Below are 22276 nucleotides of genomic sequence, written 5' to 3' on the forward strand. Positions count from 1 at the left end.
AGCCGCGTCAGTTAGCCAGTCGTTAACCATGGCTCTTTACCATCCTTAACGTTCGAACCCGTTGGCAGATTGATTGAAACAGACTTCTCAACCACGCTTGGAAGCACCGCCATCGGGCGGCGGCTTCAGGACTGCAGTCAATGTCTGCCTGATGGCAGCGTTGCTCAGCAGCACCGTGTTTGCCTTCATCCACACAGCTCATGCCCAGCAAGCAACGCCGTTGCGCGACACCCTGCAGGACAATTCTGTGCAGGTGCAGGCGCAAAATAACAATGATTCCAATGGCTCGCCAACGACCAATACACCGAATGCCCCTCCTTCGCCAACGGATGGCGGCATTCCGTCACGACGCTACGAGCCCGTCAGTCCGGGTGCGTTGCCGCCGGATGATGACAATGGCAATCTCGGCTTGCTAGGCGTGCCGCTGGACGATGGTTCGCCGCCGTCCGGTCCTGCCGATAACAGCGGCGGCCTGAACCCGGACTCTGCCGCCCTGCCCGGCGCCGAGACCGCACCTGTACCCGCCGCGCGCCCGCTCCGCTTACGTCCCGGTGAGCGATCGCTGCTGGACGAAGAACGCGCCGATACATTCGATAACGGCCCGATCGAGCAAAACAGGGAAGCCAACCCGCCCGCAGGGCGCGCCGATCGCGACAATCTTCCGGAACCGGCGCTCGAACGCCGTATCATCCGGCCCGATCCGGAGCCCTTCGCGCCGCTCGGTATCAGGGCTGGTATCGTGACGCTCCGCCCCTCCATCAGCACCGGACTGCGCGCCACCACCAATGCCGACGGCAGCTCGGACGGCAGCGCTGCGCTCTTGTCGGAAACGCGCCTTCGCGCCCGCGCCACCACGGATTGGGCGCGCCACTCGGCCTGGCTCGATTTCGATGGCACCTATGACAAGACGATTTCAGGCGAGGAGTATTCCGCCCCGAATGTCGGCCTGCGCGGCGGCATGCAGCTCGACCTTGGCGAACGCACCACCGTAGAGGGCGAGGCTGGCTACCGCTACCGGCAGGAAGACCCGAGCGCACCGACAACCATTGTCGGCACCTCGAACCGGCCCGCCGTCCAGGAGCTCGATGGCAGTCTGGGTGTCCGTAAGGAATTCGGCAAGTTCTTCGCGGACGTGAAGGGCAATGTCGATCGTACTGTCTATGGCAATGCAGAATTCTCCGATGGCTCTGTCGTCAGCCAGAAAGACCGAAACAACACTTTTGCCAGTATCGCGCTGCGCGGTGGCTTCGAAATGTCCCCGGCCATCAAGCCTTTCGCCGAGGTTGAAATCGGCAAGTTGATCTATGACGAGAAGGAAGATTCGAACGGCTTCCAGCGTTCCGGCGTTCGCACAGGCCTGCGCGGCGGTGTCGAGGTCGACTTTGCCGAGAAGCTGGCGGGAGAATTCGCGCTTGGCTATCTGCGTCAGGGCATAGACGACGACCGGCTTTCGCCGGTGGATGGGCTCAGCATCGACGGCGCTCTAAAATGGTCACCGCAGCGTGGAACCGATGTGGATATAGGTCTGCTCACCCGCGTCGAAGGAGCCACCGCACCCGGCGATAGCGGCTCGATTTTCTACGAGGGCACAGTCGGCATCAAGCGGCAGGCGCGCGCCAATCTCGATCTCAAGGCAACGCTGATTGCGTCGCTGCGCGACAACAAGGACGGATCGGGCTGGGACAAGGGCTTTGGCGCTGAAATCGGCGCGACCTACTGGTTCAATCGTTTCTTCGGCTTTGATATCAGCGCCCGGCACGAATTCACCCGCAGCGACGTTGAATCGCGCCAGACCGATGAAACCAGCATTTTCATGGGCGTGACGCTGCAGCGGTAGTGAATGATCGGGCTTGGCGAAATCTGGTTAAGGAAGGCGCTGTGCGTGGTTCGACAAGCTCACCATGAGGGAGGTTGAGGATTGCATGAATAGCCGCCAACCCTGCAAAACTTGACTCCCTACAATCAACCGACTTCCCTCATGGTGAGCTTGTCGAACCACGCAAAAGTGAAACTGTCCAAGAGTTTATTGGGACCGCTGATAGACAAAATCTGCTCTAGATAACGGCTTCAATGAGAAAAGGACCGCGGCGCTTCAAGACGCTATCCAGAAGGTCGTCGAACTGCTCACAGGAACTGACGCGAGCGGCCTCTACCCCCATTCCCTTTGCGATCGCGACCCAATCCAGCGACGGTTGATCGAGATCAAGCATCCGCCGCGCATTCTCCCCGATTTTTCCAACCCCGACCTTCTGCATTTCCATATGCAGGACAGCATATGTGCGATTGGAAAAAATGATCGTGACGACGTCAAGATTTTCACGGGCCTGTGTCCAAAGTCCCTGCAAGGTGTACATGGCGCTTCCATCCGCCTGCAGGTTAAAGACCTTCCTGTCCGGACAGGCTATTGCTGCGCCAGTCGTCAGGGGAATACCGATGCCTATTGCCCCACCTGTCGTCATGAGGAAATCGTGCGGGGCGGCATATGCAGACAGAGCAAAGAAGCGCCGGGCAGACGTGATCGCTTCGTCACAAACGATCGCATTCTCGGGCAGCTTTCGCGCCACCATCACGGCGATTGCGTCGTCGGTCAGCTCTCCCGTTGGAACCGGCTCGTCTGGCATCGCGCTTGACCGCAGCGGTGACTGCGTCCGTTTCACGCCCAGTTCATCACGAAGAGCTTCCAGCGCTCCTCTCAAATCCTCACCGTGCGTCGCCAGGGCCATAACTCGGCAATCATTGTGTACAAGGCGACCGGGCTTGCCGGGATAGGCGAAAAAGGCCACCGGTTCCGTGGCTCCAACGAGGATCAGCACGTCTATATCGCTCAGGAGTTCGATTGCTGCATCAATCGGATAAGGGATACGGGTCGGAGCGACACGGCCGGCGCCGCGCGCCATTCGCGCGACGCCAACCTCCCCGAAAAGGCGAACATTTCTCGCCGCAGCGATCTGCCCGGCAACCTCGAGGCCGTCGGGCTGGGCAGCGGTACCGCCGACCAGAATCCCCACTCGGCCGGGTGCACCGCGGATGGCATCCGCAATTCCCCGCACCCTGTCGGTTGGAACAGTGGGCGGGGCCGGAAGCACGACCTTATTCGGCAACACTGCCGCAGCGTCACCCCATGCGGCATCGGCAGGCAGGATCAACGTTGCGATGCCGGCTGGCACGAGTGAGGCGCGATAGGCTGCCTCGGTCGCGGGACCAACATCGGCCGGACCACTGATGCGATAAACCCAGTTCGACATTGGCGCCGCCAGGCCGTCGATGTCTGTGGTGAGCGGTGCATCAAATGGAAGATGATAGGAGGCATGATCGCCCACGACATTTATCATCGGTACACGGGCGCGCCGGGCATTGTGAATATTGGCAAGACCATTTGCCAGGCCCGGACCGGTGTGGAGCAATGTTGCGGCAGGACGGCCAGTCATTCGGGCGTAGCCATCGGCCGCCCCCGTGACCACACCCTCGAACAGGCCAAGTACACAACGCATCTCGGGCTTGCGATCGAGCGCCGCGACGAAATGCATTTCTGACGTGCCAGGATTGGCGAAACACACCTTTACATCATTGGCCAGAAGTGTGTCGCAAAGCGCATCTGCCCCATTCATTGCCATGCTCCCCCAAGCCCTTGCAAATACGATGCGCTGTGCAGAATAGACGCGGGTAGGCAACCCGGCAAGCCGCCAGGGGAGCGATATTTGATATCCCTCCCCTCGGGCCTCGATCAGCCCTTCTTTGGCTGGATCGTCTTCAGCATATTGCCGATATTGTCGATGACGCCATTGCGGATATCCTCCCGCCACAGTGCAAATGCGACGTTCGCCTCGACAAAGCCTTCCTTGGAGCCGGTATCGTAAGTTCTGCCCTTGAAGTGATAGCCGAAGAAATCCTGCTCTTTGGTCAGCTTCAGCATGGCGTCGGTGAGCTGGATTTCATTGCCGGCGCCGCGTTCCTGATTTTCGAGGATGCTGAAAATTTCCGGCTGCAGGATATAGCGGCCATTGATATAGAGATTGGAGGGAGCCGTGCCTTTGGCCGGCTTTTCCACCATTTGCGTCAGTTCGAAGCCGTTGCCGACAGGTTTGCCCTGACCGACGATGCCATATTTGTGCGTCTCTGCCGGATCGCATTCCTGCACCGCGACGATATTGCCGCCCGATTGATTATAGAGCTCCACCATGTCCGCGAGACAGCCATTCTTTTCCGGCTGCATGATCATGTCTGGCAAAAGCAGCGCGAAAGGTTCGTCACCGACAATGTCGCGTGCGCACCAGACCGCATGGCCGAGACCCATCGGCACCTGCTGGCGGGTAAAACTCGTCGTTCCGGGACCAGGCTGGATTCCCTGCAACTCATCCAGCAGAGCGGTCTTGCCGCGTTCCGACAGGGTTTGATAGAGCTCGTACTGAACATCGAAATAGTCTTCGATAACCGCCTTGTTGCGGCCCGTTACGAAGATGAAATGTTCGATACCGGCCTCGCGTGCCTCGTCCACCACATACTGAATGACCGGCTTGTCGACGACCGTCAGCATTTCTTTCGGAATGGATTTTGTAGCTGGAAGGACACGGGTGCCAAAGCCCGCAACTGGAAAGACGGCCTTACGTATCTTCTTGGCTTCGGACATCATTACCTCGTTACTGATTACGATTGATATTGCGGGAATTTCCTCGATAGACTTTTTTGTCCCAAAGACCCAAAATGCACAGGTCTGTAAAATAAATAATCGTTGCCGGTGTTAATGTAGGCAATGGCGGTGCGTTTGCCCATGCATGGTAAACCAATTCCTAACTTTGACGTGCGTAATTTATCCTTTGACCCAAAATGACGGAAATGAGGAAAGACATGATCGGGGGTTTAGCAACGTTTTCCAAACATGCGCTGATCGTTGCCGCAGCAGCAGGCATCGCTTTTGCAGGTGCGATCAATAATGCGGCTGCCGATGCAAAGTTCCAGAGCTGGATCGCGGATTTCCGTGGCACTGCACTGAACAGCGGCGTTTCGGCTTCCACATTTAACCGTGCCTTTGCCGGCGTCACCGAAATCGATCCGGAAGTCCTGCAGAAAGCCCAGTCCCAACCGGAGTTCACCGAACCTGTCTGGGGCTATCTCGACAATCGCGTCAACGAACAATCCATCGCAACCGGCCGCGAGATGTCGCGAAAGTATAGCCGCTGGCTCGGCGCTATCGAAAAGTCATTCGGCGTCGATCGCAATATCCTTCTCGCCATCTGGTCGATGGAAACCAATTTCGGCGAGATCATGAAGCGCGACGATGTGATGCGTGACGCCGTCCGCTCGCTCGCCACCCTCGCCTATGCCGATCCGCGCCGGGCCAAATATGCCCGCACGCAGTTGATCGCCGCGATGAAGATACTGCAGAAAGGCGATATCGATCGCGGCCATCTGACCGGTTCATGGGCGGGCGCCCTGGGGCACACCCAGTTCATTCCGACAAGCTACCTGGCCTATGCCGTCGATATGGATGGCAATGGCAAGCGCGACATCTGGAATTCTGTGCCTGACGCATTGGCCACCGCTGCCAATCTGCTGCACAAGAATGGCTGGCAGCCCGGTCAGACGTGGGGTTATGAAGTCGTTCTGCCGGCTGGCCGCAAATTCCCGTCCGGTTCACGCACAATTGCCGAATGGCAAAGCATTGGCGTCGTTCGCGCCAACGGCAAGGCTTTTCCGCGCGGTGGCGAAAAGGCAACGTTGAAGGTACCGGATGGGCGCGGAGGCCCTGCGTTCCTGATGACACGCAATTTCTACGTTCTGAAGAACTACAACAATGCGGATAAATATGCGCTTGGCGTCGGCCTTCTGGCCGATCAGATCGGTGGCTCTTCCGGGTTGCGTCAAGAATGGAATCGTCCCTTCACGCCCATTACCATGAAGGAGCGCGAAGAATTGCAAAATCACCTGCGCGAACTCGGCTATTATGACGGAAAGGTCGACGGCAAGATCGGTGATGGCTCGCGCAACGCGATCCAGGCGTTCCAGAAGCAGATGGGCCTGGATCCCGACGGCCACCCGAGCATGGAAGTGCTGACGGTGATAAGGAAGAAGTAGAGCGAACGTCTCAGGCCGACCTGCAAAACGGCGGTGATGGTTCGACAGGCTCACCATGAGGAAGGTGGGTTGATTGCAGGGAGTGAAGAAATTGCAAGGTTGCCGATTATCGATGCAGTCCACCAATCGCCCTCATGGTGAGCTTGTCGAACCACGCAATGCTTTTTCACCCCTGTTGCTTTCATTTGTTCTCGCCCTTGCCGCCACCCTCGTCTTCACCGAAACCGCCTCTGCCCGCACAATCCTCGACATGCTGTTCGGACCGCGCCAGATATATCGCGAAAATACGGACCGGCTCATTGAAGATGGCAACGGCAGGAGGGTTCGCCCGCCCGCCCGAAACCGCCCGATCAAGCGGGCACGACCGCGTTCCGCAGCACCCCAAGCCTCTGCCCGGCCGAGCACTACGGTGAAAGAAGCCGCTATTCCCGAGAAATTGCCGGACGCCAAGACAGTCCTCATTGTCGGCGACTTCATGGCAAAGGGCCTTGCGGAGGGTCTCGATGAAGCATTCATCGATTCGCCAGGCGTTCGCGTCGTTGATAAAAGCGATGGTTCCTCTGGCTTCGTCCGCGATGATCATCGCGATTGGCCGGCGACGATCGGCGGTGTGATCGAAGCCGAAAAGCCTGCGGTCGTCATCATGATGGCGGGCGCAAACGATCGCCAGCAATTTGCCGATGGCCAGACGCTGTTGAGCGATGAGTGGGACAAGGAATATCAGGCGAGGATCAACGCCTTCCTCGAAGCCGTCAAAAAAACCGGCCGTCCGGTCGTGTGGGTCGGTCAGCCCTCCTACAAGACCAAGAGCATGACCAATGATGTGCTGGCCTTCAACGAGCTCTATCGCAATGCGACCGAAAAAGCCGGTGGCACATTTGTCGATGTCTGGGATGGGTTCGTTGACCAGAGCGGCAGTTTCACCCTGTCGGGTTTTGACATGTCCGGCCAGACGGCGCGACTGCGCAACAATGACGGTATCGGCCTGACGCCCGCCGGCAAACGCAAGCTCGCATTCTACGTGGAGAAGCCCTTGCGTCAGATGCTGGGCAATGCAACCTCCCCCAACATTGCTGCAATCAAACCGGGTGCACCGGTGCAGGCGCTTCCCGGGACGCCGCAGGCTCCCGTGAAGGTCGACCGGCTTGCCCCGATCAGCCTCAATGATCCCGAACTCGATGGCGGTACCGAACTTCTCGGCGCCGCGCCGCGCGGTGCCCCAGTGCCGGAAAAATCCGCGCGAGACCGGCTGGTCATCGACGGAGTAGCACCGGAAAGTCAGCCGGGTCGGGTCAATGATTTTTCCTGGCCGAAGCAACCGGATGCAACTCCGACTACCGGCGCCGTGCGTTGATTAGAGGTTCTCGTTTCCTGCAAAGTTCTTGCGTGGAATGGTGCGGTTCCTGCGCATGAATCGTCGAAACTGATGCAAGAATCATCGAATCTGGCGCAAGAATTTCAACCGGAACGGGAATTCTAGTTGTCCCGGGTTGAAAACTCTTATCGCGGCAGCACCGAGGCACCCATCAGCGCCGCGTCAATGGATTGCGCCGCCTGACGGCCCTCGCGGATCGCCCAGACCACCAGTGATTGCCCGCGACGCACGTCACCAGCCGTGTAAAGCTTGTCGATGCTGGTGCGGTAATTCTTGTCATCCGCTGCAACCGAACGGTTACCACGGCGATCGGCTCGCATGTCGAGCGAACCTGCCAGTTCCTTGACGATTCCATCTTCGAACGGACCGGAAAAACCGATGGCGATGAATGCCAGATCGGCCTTGATGAAAAAATCTGTGCCGGCGATCGGCTTGCGCGCTTCGTCGACTTCGCAGCACTTGACGTGGGTCAACGTGCCATTTTCACCAATGAATTCAAGCGTTGCCACCTGGAATTCGCGGTCGGCGCCTTCGGCTTGGGAGGAAGATGTGCGCATCTTTGTCGCCCAATATGGCCAAACGCTGAGCTTGTCTTCCTTCTCCGGAGGCTGTGGACGGATGTCGAGCTGCGTGACCTTCACCGCACCCTGACGGAACGCAGTGCCGACGCAGTCGGATGCCGTATCGCCACCGCCGACAACCACGACGTGCTTTCCCGAGGCAATGATCGGATCGCTCGGCCATGCCACGGATTCGATATTCTCGCGGCCAATGCGGCGGTTCTGCTGGACGAGATAGTGCATGGCGTCGTGAACGCCTTCGAACTCGCCGCCAGGGATACCCGCAGGACGCGGTGTTTCCGCTCCGCCGCAGTATAGCACCGCGTCATAGGTGTCGATAAGCTCTTGAATTGGCTTGTCTATCCCGACGTTGACCCCGCAGAAGAACGTAACGCCTTCGCCCTCCATCTGGGTGACACGGCGATCGATGAAGTGCTTCTCCATCTTGAAATCAGGGATCCCGTAGCGAAGCAAACCGCCCGGCCGGCTCTCGCGTTCATAGACATGAACCTCATGTCCGGCCCGCCCCAGTTGCTGCGCAGCGGCCAACCCTGCCGGCCCCGAACCGATGACCGCGACGGTCCTCCCGGTCTTCGAAACAGCCGGCTGCGGAATGATAAAGCCCTTTTCATAAGCCTTGTCGGCGATCGCCTGTTCTATCGTCTTGATCGAGACCGGCACATCTTCGAGGTTGAGCGTGCAGGCCTCCTCGCACGGCGCCGGACAGATTCTTCCGGTAAATTCCGGGAAATTATTGGTGGAATGCAGGTTTCTGATCGCCTCATCCCAATTGTCGTTGTAAACGAGATCATTCCAGTCCGGAATCTGGTTGTGAATCGGGCAGCCCGTCGGCCCATGGCAAAACGGAATTCCGCAATCCATGCAGCGTGCCGCCTGCTTTTTGACCTCGCCGTCCGACATGGGAATGGTGAATTCCCTGAAGTGCCGTATGCGATCCGACGCAGGCTGATATTTGCCGACCTGCCGGTCGATCTCGAGAAAACCTGTAACCTTACCCATAAAACTGTTCCCATGCTGAGCGTCGCCGCGGCAACGCTCCAAGCGTAAAGCATTGATATTATTCGGCTGCGACACCCATCCGCATGCGCTCCATGTCTTCGAGCGCGCGGCGATATTCGACCGGCATGACTTTCACGAATTTCGGCCGGAAGGTTTCCCAATTGTCGAGAATTTCCTTGGCGCGGCCCGAACCCGTATAATGCATGTGGTTTGAGATCAGCTGCACCAGACGCTCTTCATCGTGACGGGTCATATTGCCCGAAACGTCAACGCGTCCCTTGTGCATAAGATCGCCGCCATGGTGATGCAGCTTCTCGAGGATGTCGTCCTCTTCCGGAACCGGTTCGAGCTCGACCATCGCCATGTTGCAGCGCTGGGCGAAATCGCCTGCTTCATCAAGCACATAGGCAACACCGCCCGACATGCCTGCCGCAAAGTTGCGCCCAGTCTGGCCGATAACCACGACGACGCCGCCGGTCATGTACTCGCAGCCATGATCGCCTGTACCTTCGACGACTGCGATAGCGCCGGAGTTGCGGACAGCGAAACGCTCGCCGGCCACGCCGCGGAAATAGGCCTCGCCCTCGATAGCGCCGTAAAGCACGGTATTGCCGACAATGATCGAGTCTTCCGGCACGATTTTCGTGTTCTCCGGCGGACGAATGACGATGCGGCCGCCGCAAAGACCCTTGCCGACATAATCGTTGCCGTCGCCGATCAGTTCGAACGAAATGCCGCGCGCAAGGAACGCCCCGAAGGATTGCCCAGCAGTTCCGGTGAACTTGACGGAAATCGTGTCCTCTTTCAGGCCCTTATGGCGGTAACGCTTGGCGACTTCACCCGACAGCATTGCGCCAGCGGAGCGATCGACGTTTTTGATCCCCATCTCGATCTTGACCGGAATCTTGGTTTCAAGCGCAGTCTTGGCCTGCTCGATCAGCTTGCGGTCGAGAATATCGACAATCGGATGGTTCTGCCGTTCGGTCCAGCGTGTCTTTTCCTCAGGCGCTTCCGGCTTGTGGAAGATGCGTGTGAAATCAAGACCCTTGGCTTTCCAGTGATCGATCATCTCACGCTTTTCGAGAAGCTCGGCCTTGCCGACAATCTCTTCAAGCTTGGTGTAGCCCATCTCTGCAAGGAACTGCCGCACTTCTTCCGCCATATAGAAGAAGAAGTTGATGACATGTTCCGGCGTACCCTTGAAGCGCTTGCGCAAAACCGGATCCTGCGTCGCCACGCCGACCGGACAGGTGTTGAGATGGCACTTGCGCATCAGGATACAGCCCGTTGCGATCAGAGGAGCCGTAGAGAAGCCGAACTCGTCGGCGCCAAGCAGCGCACCGATGATGACGTCGCGGCCAGTCCGCAAACCACCGTCCACCTGAAGGGCAATACGCGAGCGAAGACCATTGAGCACCAGCGTTTGCTGTGTTTCAGCCAGCCCCATTTCCCATGGACTGCCCGCATGCTTGAGCGACGTCAGCGGCGACGCGCCCGTTCCGCCGTCATAACCGGAAATCGTGATGTGATCGGCACGCGCCTTGGCAACACCGGCCGCGACAGTTCCGACGCCGACTTCCGAGACGAGCTTGACCGAGACATCCGCCTCCGGATTGACGTTTTTCAGATCGTAGATGAGCTGCGCCAGATCCTCGATGGAATAGATGTCATGATGTGGCGGCGGCGAAATCAGACCGACGCCAGGGGTGGAATGCCGGGTCTTGGCGACAGTCGCATCGACCTTGTGACCAGGCAGCTGACCGCCTTCGCCGGGCTTGGCACCCTGCGCGACCTTGATCTGCATCATGTCGGAATTGACGAGATATTCCGTCGTCACACCAAAACGGCCGGATGCTACCTGCTTGATCGCTGAGCGCTCGGGATTTGGCTTGCCATCGGGGAGCGGATAGAAGCGATCCGGCTCCTCGCCGCCCTCGCCGGTGTTCGACTTGCCGCCGATCCGGTTCATGGCAATGGCCAGCGTCGTATGCGCCTCGCGGCTGATTGAACCGAAGGACATGGCCCCTGTCGAGAACCGCTTGACGATGTCTTTGGCAGGCTCGACCTGATCGATCGGGATGGGCTTGCGGCCGCTATCCGACGCCATTTTGATCTTGAACAGGCCGCGGATCGTCTGTGCCTGCGCCGACTGGCTGTTCACCATGTCGGAATATTCCTTGAACGTCGCCGGCGATTCAGTCCGCACGGCGTGCTGCAGCTTTGCGACTGCGTCGGGCGACCAGAGATGCGCCTCCCCGCGGATGCGATAGGCATATTCGCCGCCGACCTCAAGCGTACTCATCAGCACGGGATCATTGCCGAACGCGTCGCGGTGCCGGCGAACAGTTTCCTCCGCGACCTCTTCCAGGCCCACACCTTCGATCATGGTTGCGGTCCCGAAGAAATACCGGTCAACAAATTCGGATTTGAGGCCCACCGCATCGAAGATCTGCGCACCGCAATAGGACTGGTATGTGGAAATGCCCATCTTGGACATAACCTTCAAAATGCCTTTGCCAATCGACTTGATGTAACGCGAGACGATTTCGCGCGAGTCGACTTCCGGCGGAAACTCGCCGCGCTTGTGCATGTCTAGCAACGTGTCGAATGCCAGATAGGGATTGATCGCTTCCGCACCATAGCCGGCAAGGCAGCAAAAATGATGCACTTCGCGCGGCTCACCGGATTCGACGACAAGGCCTACCGATGTGCGCAAGCCTTTGCGGATCAAATGGTGATGGACTGCGGCGACAGCCAGCAACGCGGGGATCGGGATGCGATCCGGTCCCACCTGACGATCCGACAGGATAATGATGTTATAACCGCCATGCACTGCTGCTTCGGCGCGGTCGCAAAGCCGCTCGACCGCACCGGCCATGCCGGCCATGCCCTCTTCGACGTTATAGGCGGTGTCCAGTGTCTTTGTGTCGAAGCGATCTTCCGTGTGTCCAATCGAACGAATCTTTTCCAGATCGCCATTGGTCAGGATCGGCTGGCGCACCTCAAGCCGCTTGCGGCGCGATGTGCCCACCAGATCGAAGATGTTCGGACGCGGGCCGATGAAGGACACAAGGCTCATCACCAGTTCTTCACGGATCGGGTCGATCGGCGGGTTGGTGACCTGCGCAAAGTTCTGCTTGAAGTAGGTGTAAAGCATCTTCGACTTGTCAGACATCGCCGAGATCGGTGTGTCCGTACCCATCGAACCAATGGCTTCCTGGCCCGTAGTCGCCATGGGCGCCATCAGGATACGCGTGTCTTCCTGAGTGTAGCCGAAAGCCTGCTGACGATCGAGAAGACTGACATCCTTGCGCAGCGCGCGTGGTTCCACCGGGCTCAATTCTTCCAGAATGAGCTGCGTGTTCTTCAGCCACTGCTTGTAAGGATGGCGGTTGGCGATCTCCGACTTGATCGTGTCATCTGAAACGATCTCGCCCTTTTCCATGTCGATCAGCAGCATGCGGCCTGGCTGCAGCCGCCACTTCTTGACGATCTTTTCTTCCGGGACGGGCAGAACCCCGGCTTCCGATGCCATGATCACAAAATCATCATCGGTGACGAGATAGCGCGCCGGGCGCAGTCCGTTGCGGTCGAGAGTTGCGCCAATCTGGCGGCCGTCAGTGAAGGCAACCGCTGCCGGACCATCCCATGGCTCCATGAGCGCCGCGTGATATTCGTAGAACGCCTTGCGGTCATCGGCCATAAGCTTGTTGCCGGACCATGCTTCCGGGATCAGCATCATCATCGAATGGGCAAGCGAGTACCCGCCCTGGAACAGGAACTCCAATGCGTTATCGAAGCATGCCGTATCCGACTGGCCTTCATAAGAGATGGGCCAGAGCTTGGAAATATCGTTGCCGAAGTACTCGCTGTCGACCGAAGCCTGCCGCGCCGCCATCCAGTTGACGTTGCCGCGCAGCGTGTTGATTTCGCCGTTATGCGCCACCATGCGATAAGGGTGCGCGAGCTTCCATGACGGAAACGTGTTCGTGGAAAACCGCTGATGCACCAGCGCCACCGCGCTTTCGAAACGCGGATCCTTCAGGTCTTTGTAATAGGCGCCGACCTGATAAGCGAGGAACATGCCCTTGTAGACGATCGTGCGCGCCGACATGGAAACGACGTAGAAATCGCTCTCCCTGCCGCCATTCTCCTGATAGATGCGGTTCGAAATCACCTTGCGCAGAACATAGAGGCGACCCTCGAAATCCTCGTTGGTTTCAATGTTGGGGTTACGGCCGATAAAGACCTGCCGGTGGAATGGCTCTGTCGCAGCAATGTGGGGTGCTTTGGACAAGGACGAGTTGTCGACGGGAACATCGCGGAATCCGATAAGCGACTGTCCTTCGGACGCGATAACTTCGGTGATCACCGCCTCGATATGCGCACGCTCTTCAGGGTCCTGCGGCATGAATAGATAGCCGACGGCATAGTGGTTGACAGGAGGAAGCTCGACGCCTTTTTCGGCCCAGTCGGCACGGAAGAAGGCATCCGGGATCTGCACGAGCAGCCCGGCACCATCGCCCATCAAAGGATCCGCGCCCACAGCACCGCGATGAGTGAGGTTTTCGAGCATGAACAGCCCGTCCTCGATGACCTTGTGCGACTTCACGCCCTTCATATGCGCGATGAAGCCGACGCCACAGGCGTCATGTTCGTTGCGCGGGTCGTAAAGGCCTTGTCGGACCGGAAAACCTGACGATTTATTGGTTTTGACCGCACGATTCTGTACGGCCTGAGCGAGTTCAGTCGTTACAGATGGCGTCAAATCCGACATCGTCAATTCCTCCGTTTGGCGCCCTCGGTGGGCGGTAATATCTCCTGCTGCGCCACGCGTCTCTTAGACGCGTAAAGGACGCAACAGCATTTTAATTTTGCGGATAATCCTTTTCAAAAACCGTTTCGGTTTTTGGGATTATCCGCAGGAGACGGAATACCATAATTCCAGTCCCGCTTCATGCGGCATATCTTCCGGTGCGGGTTGCGGTCACCATTATAAGGACGGAAGCGCCTGCTCACCATCCTTGCTCTCAGTTCGCACAAATAGGACAGCAATGCTGTCTTATTATCGTATGCCAGAATTATTCCAAACAAACAAGATGGAAAAGCAAAAAATATCACCATCCGACGAAATATCATTGCTCAAAACGCTTCAAAAGTATGCCGTTAGTTTCAAAACATGCGGTTTCCCCTAAAAGTTTAAGGATAAACAGCCACTTCCACATGGATAGCACCCGCTGCTCCCTTTTCACCAGCAGATGAAAGGCGTATGCGTGTCCGCGTCAGTGGAAAATCGTAAGGTCGACTATGCATTTTGTTTCCGATAATTGGGCCGGAGCCCACCCGAAGATTGCCGAGAGTTTGAGCAAACATACGGTTGGCTTTGCCGCCGCCTATGGCACAAGTGCTCTCGACAAAGCGGTCGCACAGACGTTCAATGAGATATTCGAGCGAGAGGTTGCGGTTTTTTTCGTTGCCACCGGCACGGCCGCAAATTCACTAGCGCAGGCCGCCATTGCGAGACCGGGCGGCGTTACATTCGCCCATCGGGAGGCTCATCTCATCGAAGATGAGGGCGGCGCACCAAGTTTCCTCACCGGCGGCGCGCGTTTTCAGGCGATCGACGGCGCCGTCGGCCTCATGCATATCGACAACTTGAAAGCAGCGATAAAAGGCTTTGCGCCCGGCAACGTGCATGCCGGCCAGCCAATGGGCGTCTCGATCACCCAATCCAGTGAAATCGGTACACTTTATGAATTGAGCGAAATTGCAGCCATTTCAACTCTTTGCCGCGAGAATGGCTTGCCGCTGCACATGGACGGCGCGCGCTTTGCCAATGCGCTTGTGTCACTAGGCTGCTCGCCTGCAGACATGACTTGGCGTCAGGGCGTTGAAATACTTTCCTTCGGAGGCACCAAAAATGGCTGCTGGTGCGCCGAGGCACTTGTATTTATGAACCCGACCCATGCGAGAGAGATGCCGTTCATCCGCAAGCGGTCCGCACAGCTTTTCTCCAAGTCCCGTTTCATAGCCGCACAGTTCGAGGCGTATTTCGCTGATGGGTTATGGCTGGAGCTTGCCGCCCATGCCAATGCAATGGCAGCGCGCCTCGCCGATCATATTAAAGCGTCGAAGAAGTTGCGGCTCGCCTGGCAACCTCGCGCAAACGAGGTCTTCGCAATCATGGCAAAGGACATGTCGACGAAGCTGCATGAAGCCGGCGCTGTCTTCTACGACTGGAAGGCCCCGCACTCTGAAAGAAATCTGGTCGGGGAAAACGAAACGCTTGTGCGGCTCGTCACCAGCTTTGCGACGACCCCGCAAGAAATCGACCGGTTTGGCGACCTGATCGCATAAAAAAGCGGCGCAAAACTGCGCCGCTTCTTCTCACTCGTTACACCAACCGCTTAGTGCGTGGCTTTCGCCTCGATCTGCTTGGCTTCCTTGTCGGACAAGGAAGTGACAGCGATCTTGCGCGGCTTCATCTCTTCCGGAATTTCGCGCTTGAGTTCAATGTGCAAAAGGCCGTTTTTCAGGCTCGCACCACTGACTTCGACGAAATCGGCAAGATGGAAGCGGCGCTCGAAAGCGCGCGAGGCGATACCGCGGTAAAGCGTTTCGGCCTTTTCATCAGACTTCTCTACAGCCTTCTCGCCCGTCACCTTGAGCTGGTTGCGATGTGCCTCGATCTGGATCTCGTCCTCCGAGAACCCGGCAACAGCGATGGTGATGAGATAGGTGTTATCGCCAGTCCGCTCAATATTATAAGGCGGATAGGTCTGGGCACCTTCTGGCTGGGCCAGACTGTCGAGAATGGTGAAAAGCCGGTCAAAACCGACGGTTGAACGGTAGAGTGGGGAAAAATCAACGTGACGCATGTTTAAGCCCTCCTTCAGAGCGACAATGTTTGCGTGTTTTGGCTCTCGGTAGAACTCCCTTTGTGGCAAGTTCCGTCGAACCAGCGACCCCGATATGGCGGTCACGGAAATTATCTGGTTAGCCCAGGAGCGGATTTCAAGAGGTTACAAAGTGTGGCTGTGGATGAACGCAAAATGAACATCATCTTCGGAATACGTTCACGTGGATGTGACTATAAATGCACCAAGGTTGGAAACGAACCGATACTACAAAGGATACGATAATGAAGAAAACCGTCCTCGCACTTACCGCTGCAGCACTTCTCGTTACCGGGTTTGCTGCTTCGGCAATGGCCGACAGCCGCTATTACCGCGCTGACGCGGCCGCCGAATATCTTGACGACAGCGGTGGCGCCGATGGCTATTTCGTTCAGGAACGCCGCTACTATGATGGCGAGAGCCGCCGCTATTATCGCGATGATCGTCGCGAACGGTTTGGTCCCCGCGACGTCGCGCGCATGCTTGAGCGCCGTGGTTTTCGCGTCCGTGACGTGAACTTCGAGCGTGGACGCTATTTCGTACGCGCTGCACGTCGTGGCGATCCGGTCCTTGTCGTCGTTTCGCGCGATGGAGATATTCTGGAAACCCGCCGGATGGGCGGTGATCGTTATCGCGATCGTCGCGAAAGCGGTTTCAGCATCGAGATAAACCCGGCTTACTGAGTATAAAAGCCGAATTCGTTCCGGGTGTAACGTCCCTTCCATCCGGAATGAACTGACCGGAAGCTCTCAGGCGAGTTTCCGGTCATTCTTTTTCTAGTGCAATCCCAGGAAAAGTGGGAACCGGTTTTCCGTCCGGGATTGCGTAAAACAAAGAAGTTAGAGCAATTCCGCGATTCGAAGAAAAACGGAAATGCTCTAACTGCGGTTTGACCTTTGCAGCGCCACATTTTATCACAGGCAGAGACTATTGGCGGCGAGGAATTGACCAGACCAAATGATCAGACCGCTTGTCGAAACTTCATCCAATCCTATCCCGTCCGGTACACGCGTTGATTCGCTCAATCTTCGCGACGGCAAGGAACTCCGCTATACCATCACCCCGGCCAGTGCCCAGCCTGCGCAGGGCACAGTCATCATCCTGCACGGCCGTAATGAGTGCATCGAGAAATATTTCGAGACGGTCCGCGACGTCGCTAACCGTGGCTTTACAGTTGCGACATTCGACTGGCGCGGCCAGGGTGCATCCAGCCGGCTCCTGCGAAATGCCGCAAAAGGCTATGTAAAAAGCTTTGACGACTACGCGGTCGATTTCGAGCAACTGTTCGAACATGTCCTCCTGCCCGATTGCCGCGGGCCATTCTACATCCTGGCTCATTCCACCGGAGCGCTTGCGGCCCTGCTAGCCGCCCCAGCCCTTTCGAATCGCATCCGCCGGATGGTCCTGATCGCGCCGCTATTGGATATCAATGGCAGCCGCGCCAGAAAGACGATTGCGCGGGTTGGCGCGAACACACTTCGTTATGCAGGACTTGGCCGGGCCTACATGCTGGGGGGGCCGCACCAGATAAGGCCATTTGACTTCAATGAAGTAACGTCCGATGCGGCGCGTTACCTGCGCAATTGCGAGATTCTCGAAAAAGCGCCAGAACTCGCTATCGGTGGGCCCACGGCAAGCTGGATCGTCGCAGCCGCCAAAGCGATCAAAAAGATCAGTCGGCCGGAATTCATCGAAACGATCCGGATCCCCATGCTGATGGTTGCAGCGGGAGCCGACAGCGTCGTCTCCACTCCGGCGATCGAGCGTTATGCCTTGCAACTGCGCAATTCCACATTGCTGACAATAGATGGCGCCAAGCATGAAATCCTTCAGGAGAAGGATTTCTATCGCGAGCAATTCTTTGCCGCGTTCGACGCCTTCATTCCTGGCACCGGCAGCGAGACGGAATAGAACATCAACGGTTAAGCAATTCCAGAGTCTTGGCGTGCAGTTCGGGCGTCGCAGCAGCAACGATATCGCCGGCCTTCTCCGCCGGACCTCCATCCCACGTGGTGATCACACCACCGGCCTTTTCGATGATCGGAACAAGCGCCACAATGTCATATGGATGCAGGCCGGTTTCGACAACGAGATCGACGAAGCCGGCAGCAAGCATGGAATAAGCGTAACAATCCGTGCCGTAGCGCGCGAGCCGCACGCATTGTTCGACCCGATCATAGGCGGCGCGCTGCTCATCCTTGAACATTGCCGGCGTGGTCGTAAACAGTGTTGTCTCGGAAAGTTCGGTGGTTTTCCGCGTTTCGAGGCGGCGAATACCACCCGGACCCTCGTACCATGAAGCGTCACCGTCACACATGAACAGCTCATTGGTAAACGGTTGAGCCATGAGCCCCGCCACTGCATCCCCGTCGATGGTAAGACCGGCCAATGTTCCCCATACAGGAATACCGGAAATGAACGCGCGGGTGCCATCGATCGGGTCGATCACCCAGACATGCGAATGATCGAGGTTTTCGCCGCCGAACTCTTCGCCGAGAATGCCGTGATCCGGGAAACTGGCGTTGATCAGTTTGCGAATCGCCTTTTCAGCCTCTCGGTCCGCCTCTGTAACGGGATCAAAACCTGCCTGATATTTGTTGTCGATGAGCGAAATCGTGCGGAATCGCGGCAATGTCTGCTCTGCTGCAACACCGGCGATTTGCTTCAAAAAGGAAAGTTCAATGACCAAAATAGCTCCTCACGATTAAAATATCCTCATTTTCCTGCGGCGTAGGCGAATTTATTGCATTTTTTTTAGGCAACTAATAATGGTGCCCAAAAAAACATACAAAACACTTGACATTTGTGCGGCGCAGCATAGATTGGTGCATGGACAGGGCGACCTGTCTATGCCCTCCTTGGGCGTTTCCTCCCTAGACTTGGGCCGCGCTTACGCGCGGTCTTTTTTTGTTTAAAAATCTGCTGCTGGTAAGACGCTATTCGGCAGCAAGCGGCTTATCCAGGAAGTAGAAATCCGGCAGCGACACGATATCTCGTAGAAAAAGTGCAATATCCCGCTGCAGCTGATCGAAGCCTGCCTTCTTTTCGTAACTGTGTTCGTTGAGGTAAAGACCACGATTGACCTCGATCTGCAGGGCATGAAACTGCTTCAGTGGCCGCCCGTAGTGCTCGGTGATATAGCCGCCCGCGTAGGGTTTATTGTGGGCGACCACATAGCCCATCTCCCGAAGCAACTGGATCGCTGCGTTGGCAAGCTCCGGCGCACAACTCGTGCCAAACCGGTCACCGATGATGAAATCCGGGCGCATACCGCTTTCCGGAAAACGAATGCCTGTCGGCATTGAATGGCAATCGACAAGAACGCCATAGCCAAAACGTTCGCGCGTTTTGACGAGAGTATCTCCGAGGAGCGCGTGATATGGCCTGTAGATTGTTTCAATGCGGCTCAGCGCTTCATCGATGTGGAGCTTATGCGCATAGATTTCCTGCCCCTCGCCGACAAGGCGCGGAATTGTGCCCAGACCACCCGCAACCCGGGCGGAATGTCCGTTGGCGTATGAGGGCAGCGGTTCAAAAAACATTTTGGCATCGAGCTCGTAAGGCTCGCGATTCACATCGAGATAGGCCCGTGGGAAATGTGCCGCCATCAACGGTGCGCCGATCATGACTGCCGAAGCAAACAGCTGATCGACAAAGCAGTCTTCCGAACGCCGGATCGTGTGCGGATCGAGTTGCGATTGCTGCAGGAAGGCGGCCGGATAATATCGTCCACTATGAGGTGAGTTGAAAACGAACGGAATGCGTTGATCGGACGGTTGCCGCAATTCGTAAGGCAGGCTGTCAGGAAAATCACGCTCGGCCGTCATCGCTCACTTCGAAGGTTCACTACTGTTTATGGTACCACTCTAGATCAAGTTTCCTTCAGATGGAATTGATCAACGGTCTACCATGACCAACTTTCTGACGTATGCAAGTTACACCTGTTGGGGTGCTTTTCCCGCGAAACGGCACCTCGACTTTTGCAGCGTTCACGCTTATTTCTAGCAAATCATTCACGCGATCTTTACCAAAAAAGCGTTTCTTGAATCGTGATGGACGCTGATCTGGGGATGATCGGGTGCTAACCAATTCGGACGGACTGATGAAGAGAATCCTTCTTGCGGAAGATGACAATGATATGCGGCGCTTTCTGGTCAAGGCGCTGGAGAAAGCGGGATATCACGTCACGCATTTCGACAATGGCGCCAGCGCCTATGATCGATTGCGCGAAGAGCCGTTTTCACTGCTTTTAACCGATATCGTCATGCCGGAAATGGACGGTATCGAGTTGGCGCGCCGCGCTTCGGAAATCGATCCCGACCTGAAGATCATGTTCATTACCGGCTTTGCTGCCGTGGCGCTCAATGCCGATTCGAAGGCTCCGAAAGACGCCAAGGTGCTTTCCAAGCCCTTCCACCTGCGCGATCTTGTCAATGAAATCGAGAAAATGCTCGTCGCAGCCTGATAGGCGGCGGCATTCGTTCCTTCTTGTGAAGAAAGCCTGACAAGTTCTCCCCACAGCTATTGACGGAGCCAATTCAATATGGTGTATGCGCCCGTCAGATGGGCGTGTAGCTCAGCGGGAGAGCACTACGTTGACATCGTAGGGGTCACAGGTTCAATCCCTGTCACGCCCACCATCTGACCCTCAAAAATCATTGACTTAGCGATCTCCTTTGCCGTCACAACCAGCCTCAAATGCCAAGTGCTCTCGGCTTGGGCCGCCGAAAAGTATTGTAATCGATTGCGTAAGCCTCGATCCTTCTTAACTTTTAACTTTCGTGGCGCTTTTTTTGCTGTTCGTCTAAGAACCGAGCCCAGCATCCAGCCAGGAAAGCGCAAAGAGTTGTAGCTAGCATGATGTACAGCGTGACAATGATTGCATTTCGTTCCGTAACCGCGGCTGCGGTGATGGAAGAAAAGATAGCGCCGCCGGCAACGGTGACCGCGCCCGCAAGCCCCGCCGTACTGCCCGTCAATCCCGCTCGAACGGACATCACGCCTGCATTCGCGCTGGGGCTTGTCAGGCCATTGCCGATCCCGATGAAGACGCATGGACCGAACATTGCGAGGGGGTGATTGAGGCCCAAGCCCAGGAGCGCCAAGGCGACAATGGGACCGATCAAGGCTGTTACACGGCCAACCAGAATCATCGCGGTTGAGGAATGGATTTTGGCGTACCGGCCTGACAGAAAACTTCCGAGCATATAACCAGCAGTTATGCTCCCCATGTACATTCCAAGCGTTACAGGTTGAATGTCGTAGGTTTCCTTTGCTGCTAGCGGCGCACCAGCCATCAGCGCATAAAATGTGCCAACCGAGAACGCCAAGCAAAGGGAGTAGGACCAAAATAGCGGAACCGCTAGAACCGATACATACACCTTCACTTGTTCACGAAATGTCTGCTTCGAACTCTGATTGGTTTCGCTGAGACGAAAGAAACACCATATAAACAGGACGCCTCCCGCAACGGCCAGCAACCAGAAAATCACTCGCCATCCGAACCATTGGTCGATTGAGCCGCCAATAGTTGGTCCAACCAAGGGCGCTATCGCAGCAGTCATTGCCACGTATCCTATGCGGCTTGCTGCAAATTCCTTGCTGGATGTATCTCTTATAGCGGCCATTGAAAGCGGATAGGCAGAGGTGATTGTCGCTTGAAGAAGGCGAGAGACCAAAAACGACCATATGTTGGTCGCGACTGCGCATCCGATAGAGCCAATGATAAAGAGCCCTAGGCACGTCAACAATACTGGTCTTCGACCATACCTATCGGAAAGCGGCCCAGCCACCATCTCAAAAGCAACACTCGCAGCCGTATATCCCGCCAGGGAGAGCCCGACGACGGCGTAGTCGGTTCTTAAGTCGCTCGATATAGTTGGCAGCGACGGCAAAAATATACTCAGGGGGAGCAACGACAAGCCGCATAGGAGCGACATGGTCAGAAGGCCAGGATGCTGTTTCAAACTGCTTCTTGCTTCAGTAAATGCCATTAAATATCACCTTTAAAAATTAACAGCCTGTGCTCTCGACCGGATTATGCTTCACCCGGGTCCCACCATGGTGAGATCCCAGGGACCCTGTACTACGCCGCTGCTAAGTGACCCACAGACAGAACAACGTTACCGTCGTCGATCGCTTGTTTTGCAATCTTGCCGCCAACACTCAGGACAATGAGATGCTTGTTTCCCGCTATCTCGTTCATTCGATCGCAGAACGGACAAGGTTTCCACCGACCAGCCGCTGTAGCAAACAATATGGAGTTGCCCCATAAAAACCGGACAGGATCAGATTTCTGTTTGACGGTTCAAGAACTCACGCGGCGACTGATACCCTAATGCCTTGTGCGGGTG

At 56.6% G+C, this 22276-nt stretch carries 14 protein-coding genes, 1 tRNA gene and 1 pseudogene; 8 read left to right on the plus strand and 8 right to left on the minus strand.

Annotated elements, in window-relative coordinates; translation table 11 throughout:
- Positions 1–73 precede the first annotated feature (73 nt).
- Positions 74–1837, plus strand: coding sequence for an outer membrane beta-barrel protein (locus FHS21_RS08790; protein ID WP_183661667.1), 1764 nt, complete (start codon positions 74–76; stop codon positions 1835–1837).
- Between the two features lie 217 nt (positions 1838–2054).
- Here the strand turns inward: FHS21_RS08790 and FHS21_RS08795 are convergent, their stop codons facing one another.
- Together FHS21_RS08795 and galU are read right to left on the minus strand one after the other, a co-directional pair.
- Entirely contained in the window at positions 2055–3608 is a 1554-nt protein-coding gene (locus FHS21_RS08795) for an acetolactate synthase large subunit (RefSeq protein WP_112531690.1), read from the minus strand.
- Between the two features lie 116 nt (positions 3609–3724).
- A complete protein-coding gene (gene galU, locus FHS21_RS08800) occupies positions 3725–4627 on the minus strand; it encodes a UTP--glucose-1-phosphate uridylyltransferase GalU (protein WP_112531715.1) in 903 nt (300 codons plus the stop codon).
- Between the two features lie 305 nt (positions 4628–4932).
- On the opposite strand from galU, the pseudogene FHS21_RS08805 reads away from it, so the two are divergent.
- Both FHS21_RS08805 and FHS21_RS08810 read left to right on the plus strand, forming a co-directional pair.
- Positions 4933–6072 (plus strand): annotated as a pseudogene (locus tag FHS21_RS08805) (lytic murein transglycosylase); the annotation flags it as partial.
- A 112-nt stretch (positions 6073–6184) separates the two neighbouring features.
- Positions 6185–7426: an SGNH/GDSL hydrolase family protein gene (locus FHS21_RS08810; RefSeq protein ID WP_112531692.1), complete on the plus strand. Its 1242-nt coding sequence runs from the start codon at positions 6185–6187 to the stop codon at positions 7424–7426.
- Between the two features lie 146 nt (positions 7427–7572).
- Here the strand turns inward: FHS21_RS08810 and FHS21_RS08815 are convergent, their stop codons facing one another.
- Both FHS21_RS08815 and gltB read right to left on the minus strand, forming a co-directional pair.
- Complete coding sequence (locus FHS21_RS08815; protein ID WP_112531693.1) at positions 7573–9027, minus strand: glutamate synthase subunit beta; 1455 nt, start codon at positions 9025–9027, stop codon at positions 7573–7575.
- A 58-nt stretch (positions 9028–9085) separates the two neighbouring features.
- Positions 9086–13804 (minus strand): glutamate synthase large subunit, encoded by a 4719-nt coding sequence (gene gltB, locus FHS21_RS08820; protein ID WP_183661668.1) that lies wholly within the window; start codon positions 13802–13804, stop codon positions 9086–9088.
- Positions 13805–14334: 530 nt separating this feature from the next.
- On the opposite strand from gltB, the gene FHS21_RS08825 reads away from it, so the two are divergent.
- Positions 14335–15384 (plus strand): threonine aldolase family protein, encoded by a 1050-nt coding sequence (locus FHS21_RS08825; protein ID WP_183661669.1) that lies wholly within the window; start codon positions 14335–14337, stop codon positions 15382–15384.
- A 50-nt stretch (positions 15385–15434) separates the two neighbouring features.
- Here the strand turns inward: FHS21_RS08825 and FHS21_RS08830 are convergent, their stop codons facing one another.
- Entirely contained in the window at positions 15435–15905 is a 471-nt protein-coding gene (locus FHS21_RS08830; protein ID WP_112531695.1) for an Hsp20 family protein, read from the minus strand.
- Positions 15906–16168: 263 nt separating this feature from the next.
- On the opposite strand from FHS21_RS08830, the gene FHS21_RS08835 reads away from it, so the two are divergent.
- Entirely contained in the window at positions 16169–16606 is a 438-nt protein-coding gene (locus tag FHS21_RS08835; RefSeq protein WP_112531696.1) for an antifreeze protein, read from the plus strand.
- Between the two features lie 274 nt (positions 16607–16880).
- Complete coding sequence (locus FHS21_RS08840) at positions 16881–17834, plus strand: alpha/beta fold hydrolase (protein ID WP_112531697.1); 954 nt, start codon at positions 16881–16883, stop codon at positions 17832–17834.
- A gap of 4 nt (positions 17835–17838) precedes the next feature.
- Here FHS21_RS08840 and hisN read toward each other — a convergent pair whose 3' ends face one another.
- Positions 17839–18612, minus strand: a complete 774-nt coding sequence (gene hisN / locus FHS21_RS08845) for a histidinol-phosphatase (protein WP_112531698.1) — start codon at positions 18610–18612, stop codon at positions 17839–17841.
- A gap of 247 nt (positions 18613–18859) precedes the next feature.
- Positions 18860–19750 (minus strand): N-formylglutamate amidohydrolase, encoded by an 891-nt coding sequence (locus FHS21_RS08850; protein WP_112531699.1) that lies wholly within the window; start codon positions 19748–19750, stop codon positions 18860–18862.
- A 275-nt stretch (positions 19751–20025) separates the two neighbouring features.
- On the opposite strand from FHS21_RS08850, the gene cpdR reads away from it, so the two are divergent.
- Together cpdR and FHS21_RS08860 are read left to right on the plus strand one after the other, a co-directional pair.
- Positions 20026–20388 (plus strand): cell cycle two-component system response regulator CpdR, encoded by a 363-nt coding sequence (gene cpdR / locus FHS21_RS08855; protein WP_008124673.1) that lies wholly within the window; start codon positions 20026–20028, stop codon positions 20386–20388.
- Between the two features lie 100 nt (positions 20389–20488).
- A tRNA-Val gene (locus tag FHS21_RS08860) sits at positions 20489–20563 on the plus strand.
- 132 nt (positions 20564–20695) lie between these two features.
- On the opposite strand, the gene FHS21_RS08865 is transcribed toward FHS21_RS08860, so the two are convergent.
- Positions 20696–21916, minus strand: coding sequence for a multidrug effflux MFS transporter (locus FHS21_RS08865; RefSeq protein WP_210283429.1), 1221 nt, complete (start codon positions 21914–21916; stop codon positions 20696–20698).
- Positions 21917–22276 lie beyond the last annotated feature (360 nt).

Source organism: Phyllobacterium trifolii (assembly GCF_014192095.1).
GTDB classification, from domain to species: Bacteria; Pseudomonadota; Alphaproteobacteria; order Rhizobiales; family Rhizobiaceae; genus Phyllobacterium; species Phyllobacterium trifolii.

Coding starts and splice junctions, on each gene's coding strand:
- FHS21_RS08830 (WP_112531695.1), bottom strand. CDS start 15,905: ATGCGTCACGTTGATTTTTCCCCACTCTACCGTTCAACCGTCGGTTTT.
- gltB (WP_183661668.1), bottom strand. CDS start 13,804: ATGTCGGATTTGACGCCATCTGTAACGACTGAACTCGCTCAGGCCGTA.
- galU (WP_112531715.1), bottom strand. CDS start 4,627: ATGTCCGAAGCCAAGAAGATACGTAAGGCCGTCTTTCCAGTTGCGGGC.
- FHS21_RS08835 (WP_112531696.1), top strand. CDS start 16,169: ATGAAGAAAACCGTCCTCGCACTTACCGCTGCAGCACTTCTCGTTACC.
- FHS21_RS08795 (WP_112531690.1), bottom strand. CDS start 3,608: ATGAATGGGGCAGATGCGCTTTGCGACACACTTCTGGCCAATGATGTA.
- cpdR (WP_008124673.1), top strand. CDS start 20,026: ATGAAGAGAATCCTTCTTGCGGAAGATGACAATGATATGCGGCGCTTT.
- FHS21_RS08865 (WP_210283429.1), bottom strand. CDS start 21,916: ATGGCATTTACTGAAGCAAGAAGCAGTTTGAAACAGCATCCTGGCCTT.
- FHS21_RS08825 (WP_183661669.1), top strand. CDS start 14,335: ATGCATTTTGTTTCCGATAATTGGGCCGGAGCCCACCCGAAGATTGCC.
- FHS21_RS08810 (WP_112531692.1), top strand. CDS start 6,185: ATGCAGTCCACCAATCGCCCTCATGGTGAGCTTGTCGAACCACGCAAT.
- FHS21_RS08850 (WP_112531699.1), bottom strand. CDS start 19,750: ATGACGGCCGAGCGTGATTTTCCTGACAGCCTGCCTTACGAATTGCGG.
- FHS21_RS08815 (WP_112531693.1), bottom strand. CDS start 9,027: ATGGGTAAGGTTACAGGTTTTCTCGAGATCGACCGGCAGGTCGGCAAA.
- FHS21_RS08840 (WP_112531697.1), top strand. CDS start 16,881: ATGATCAGACCGCTTGTCGAAACTTCATCCAATCCTATCCCGTCCGGT.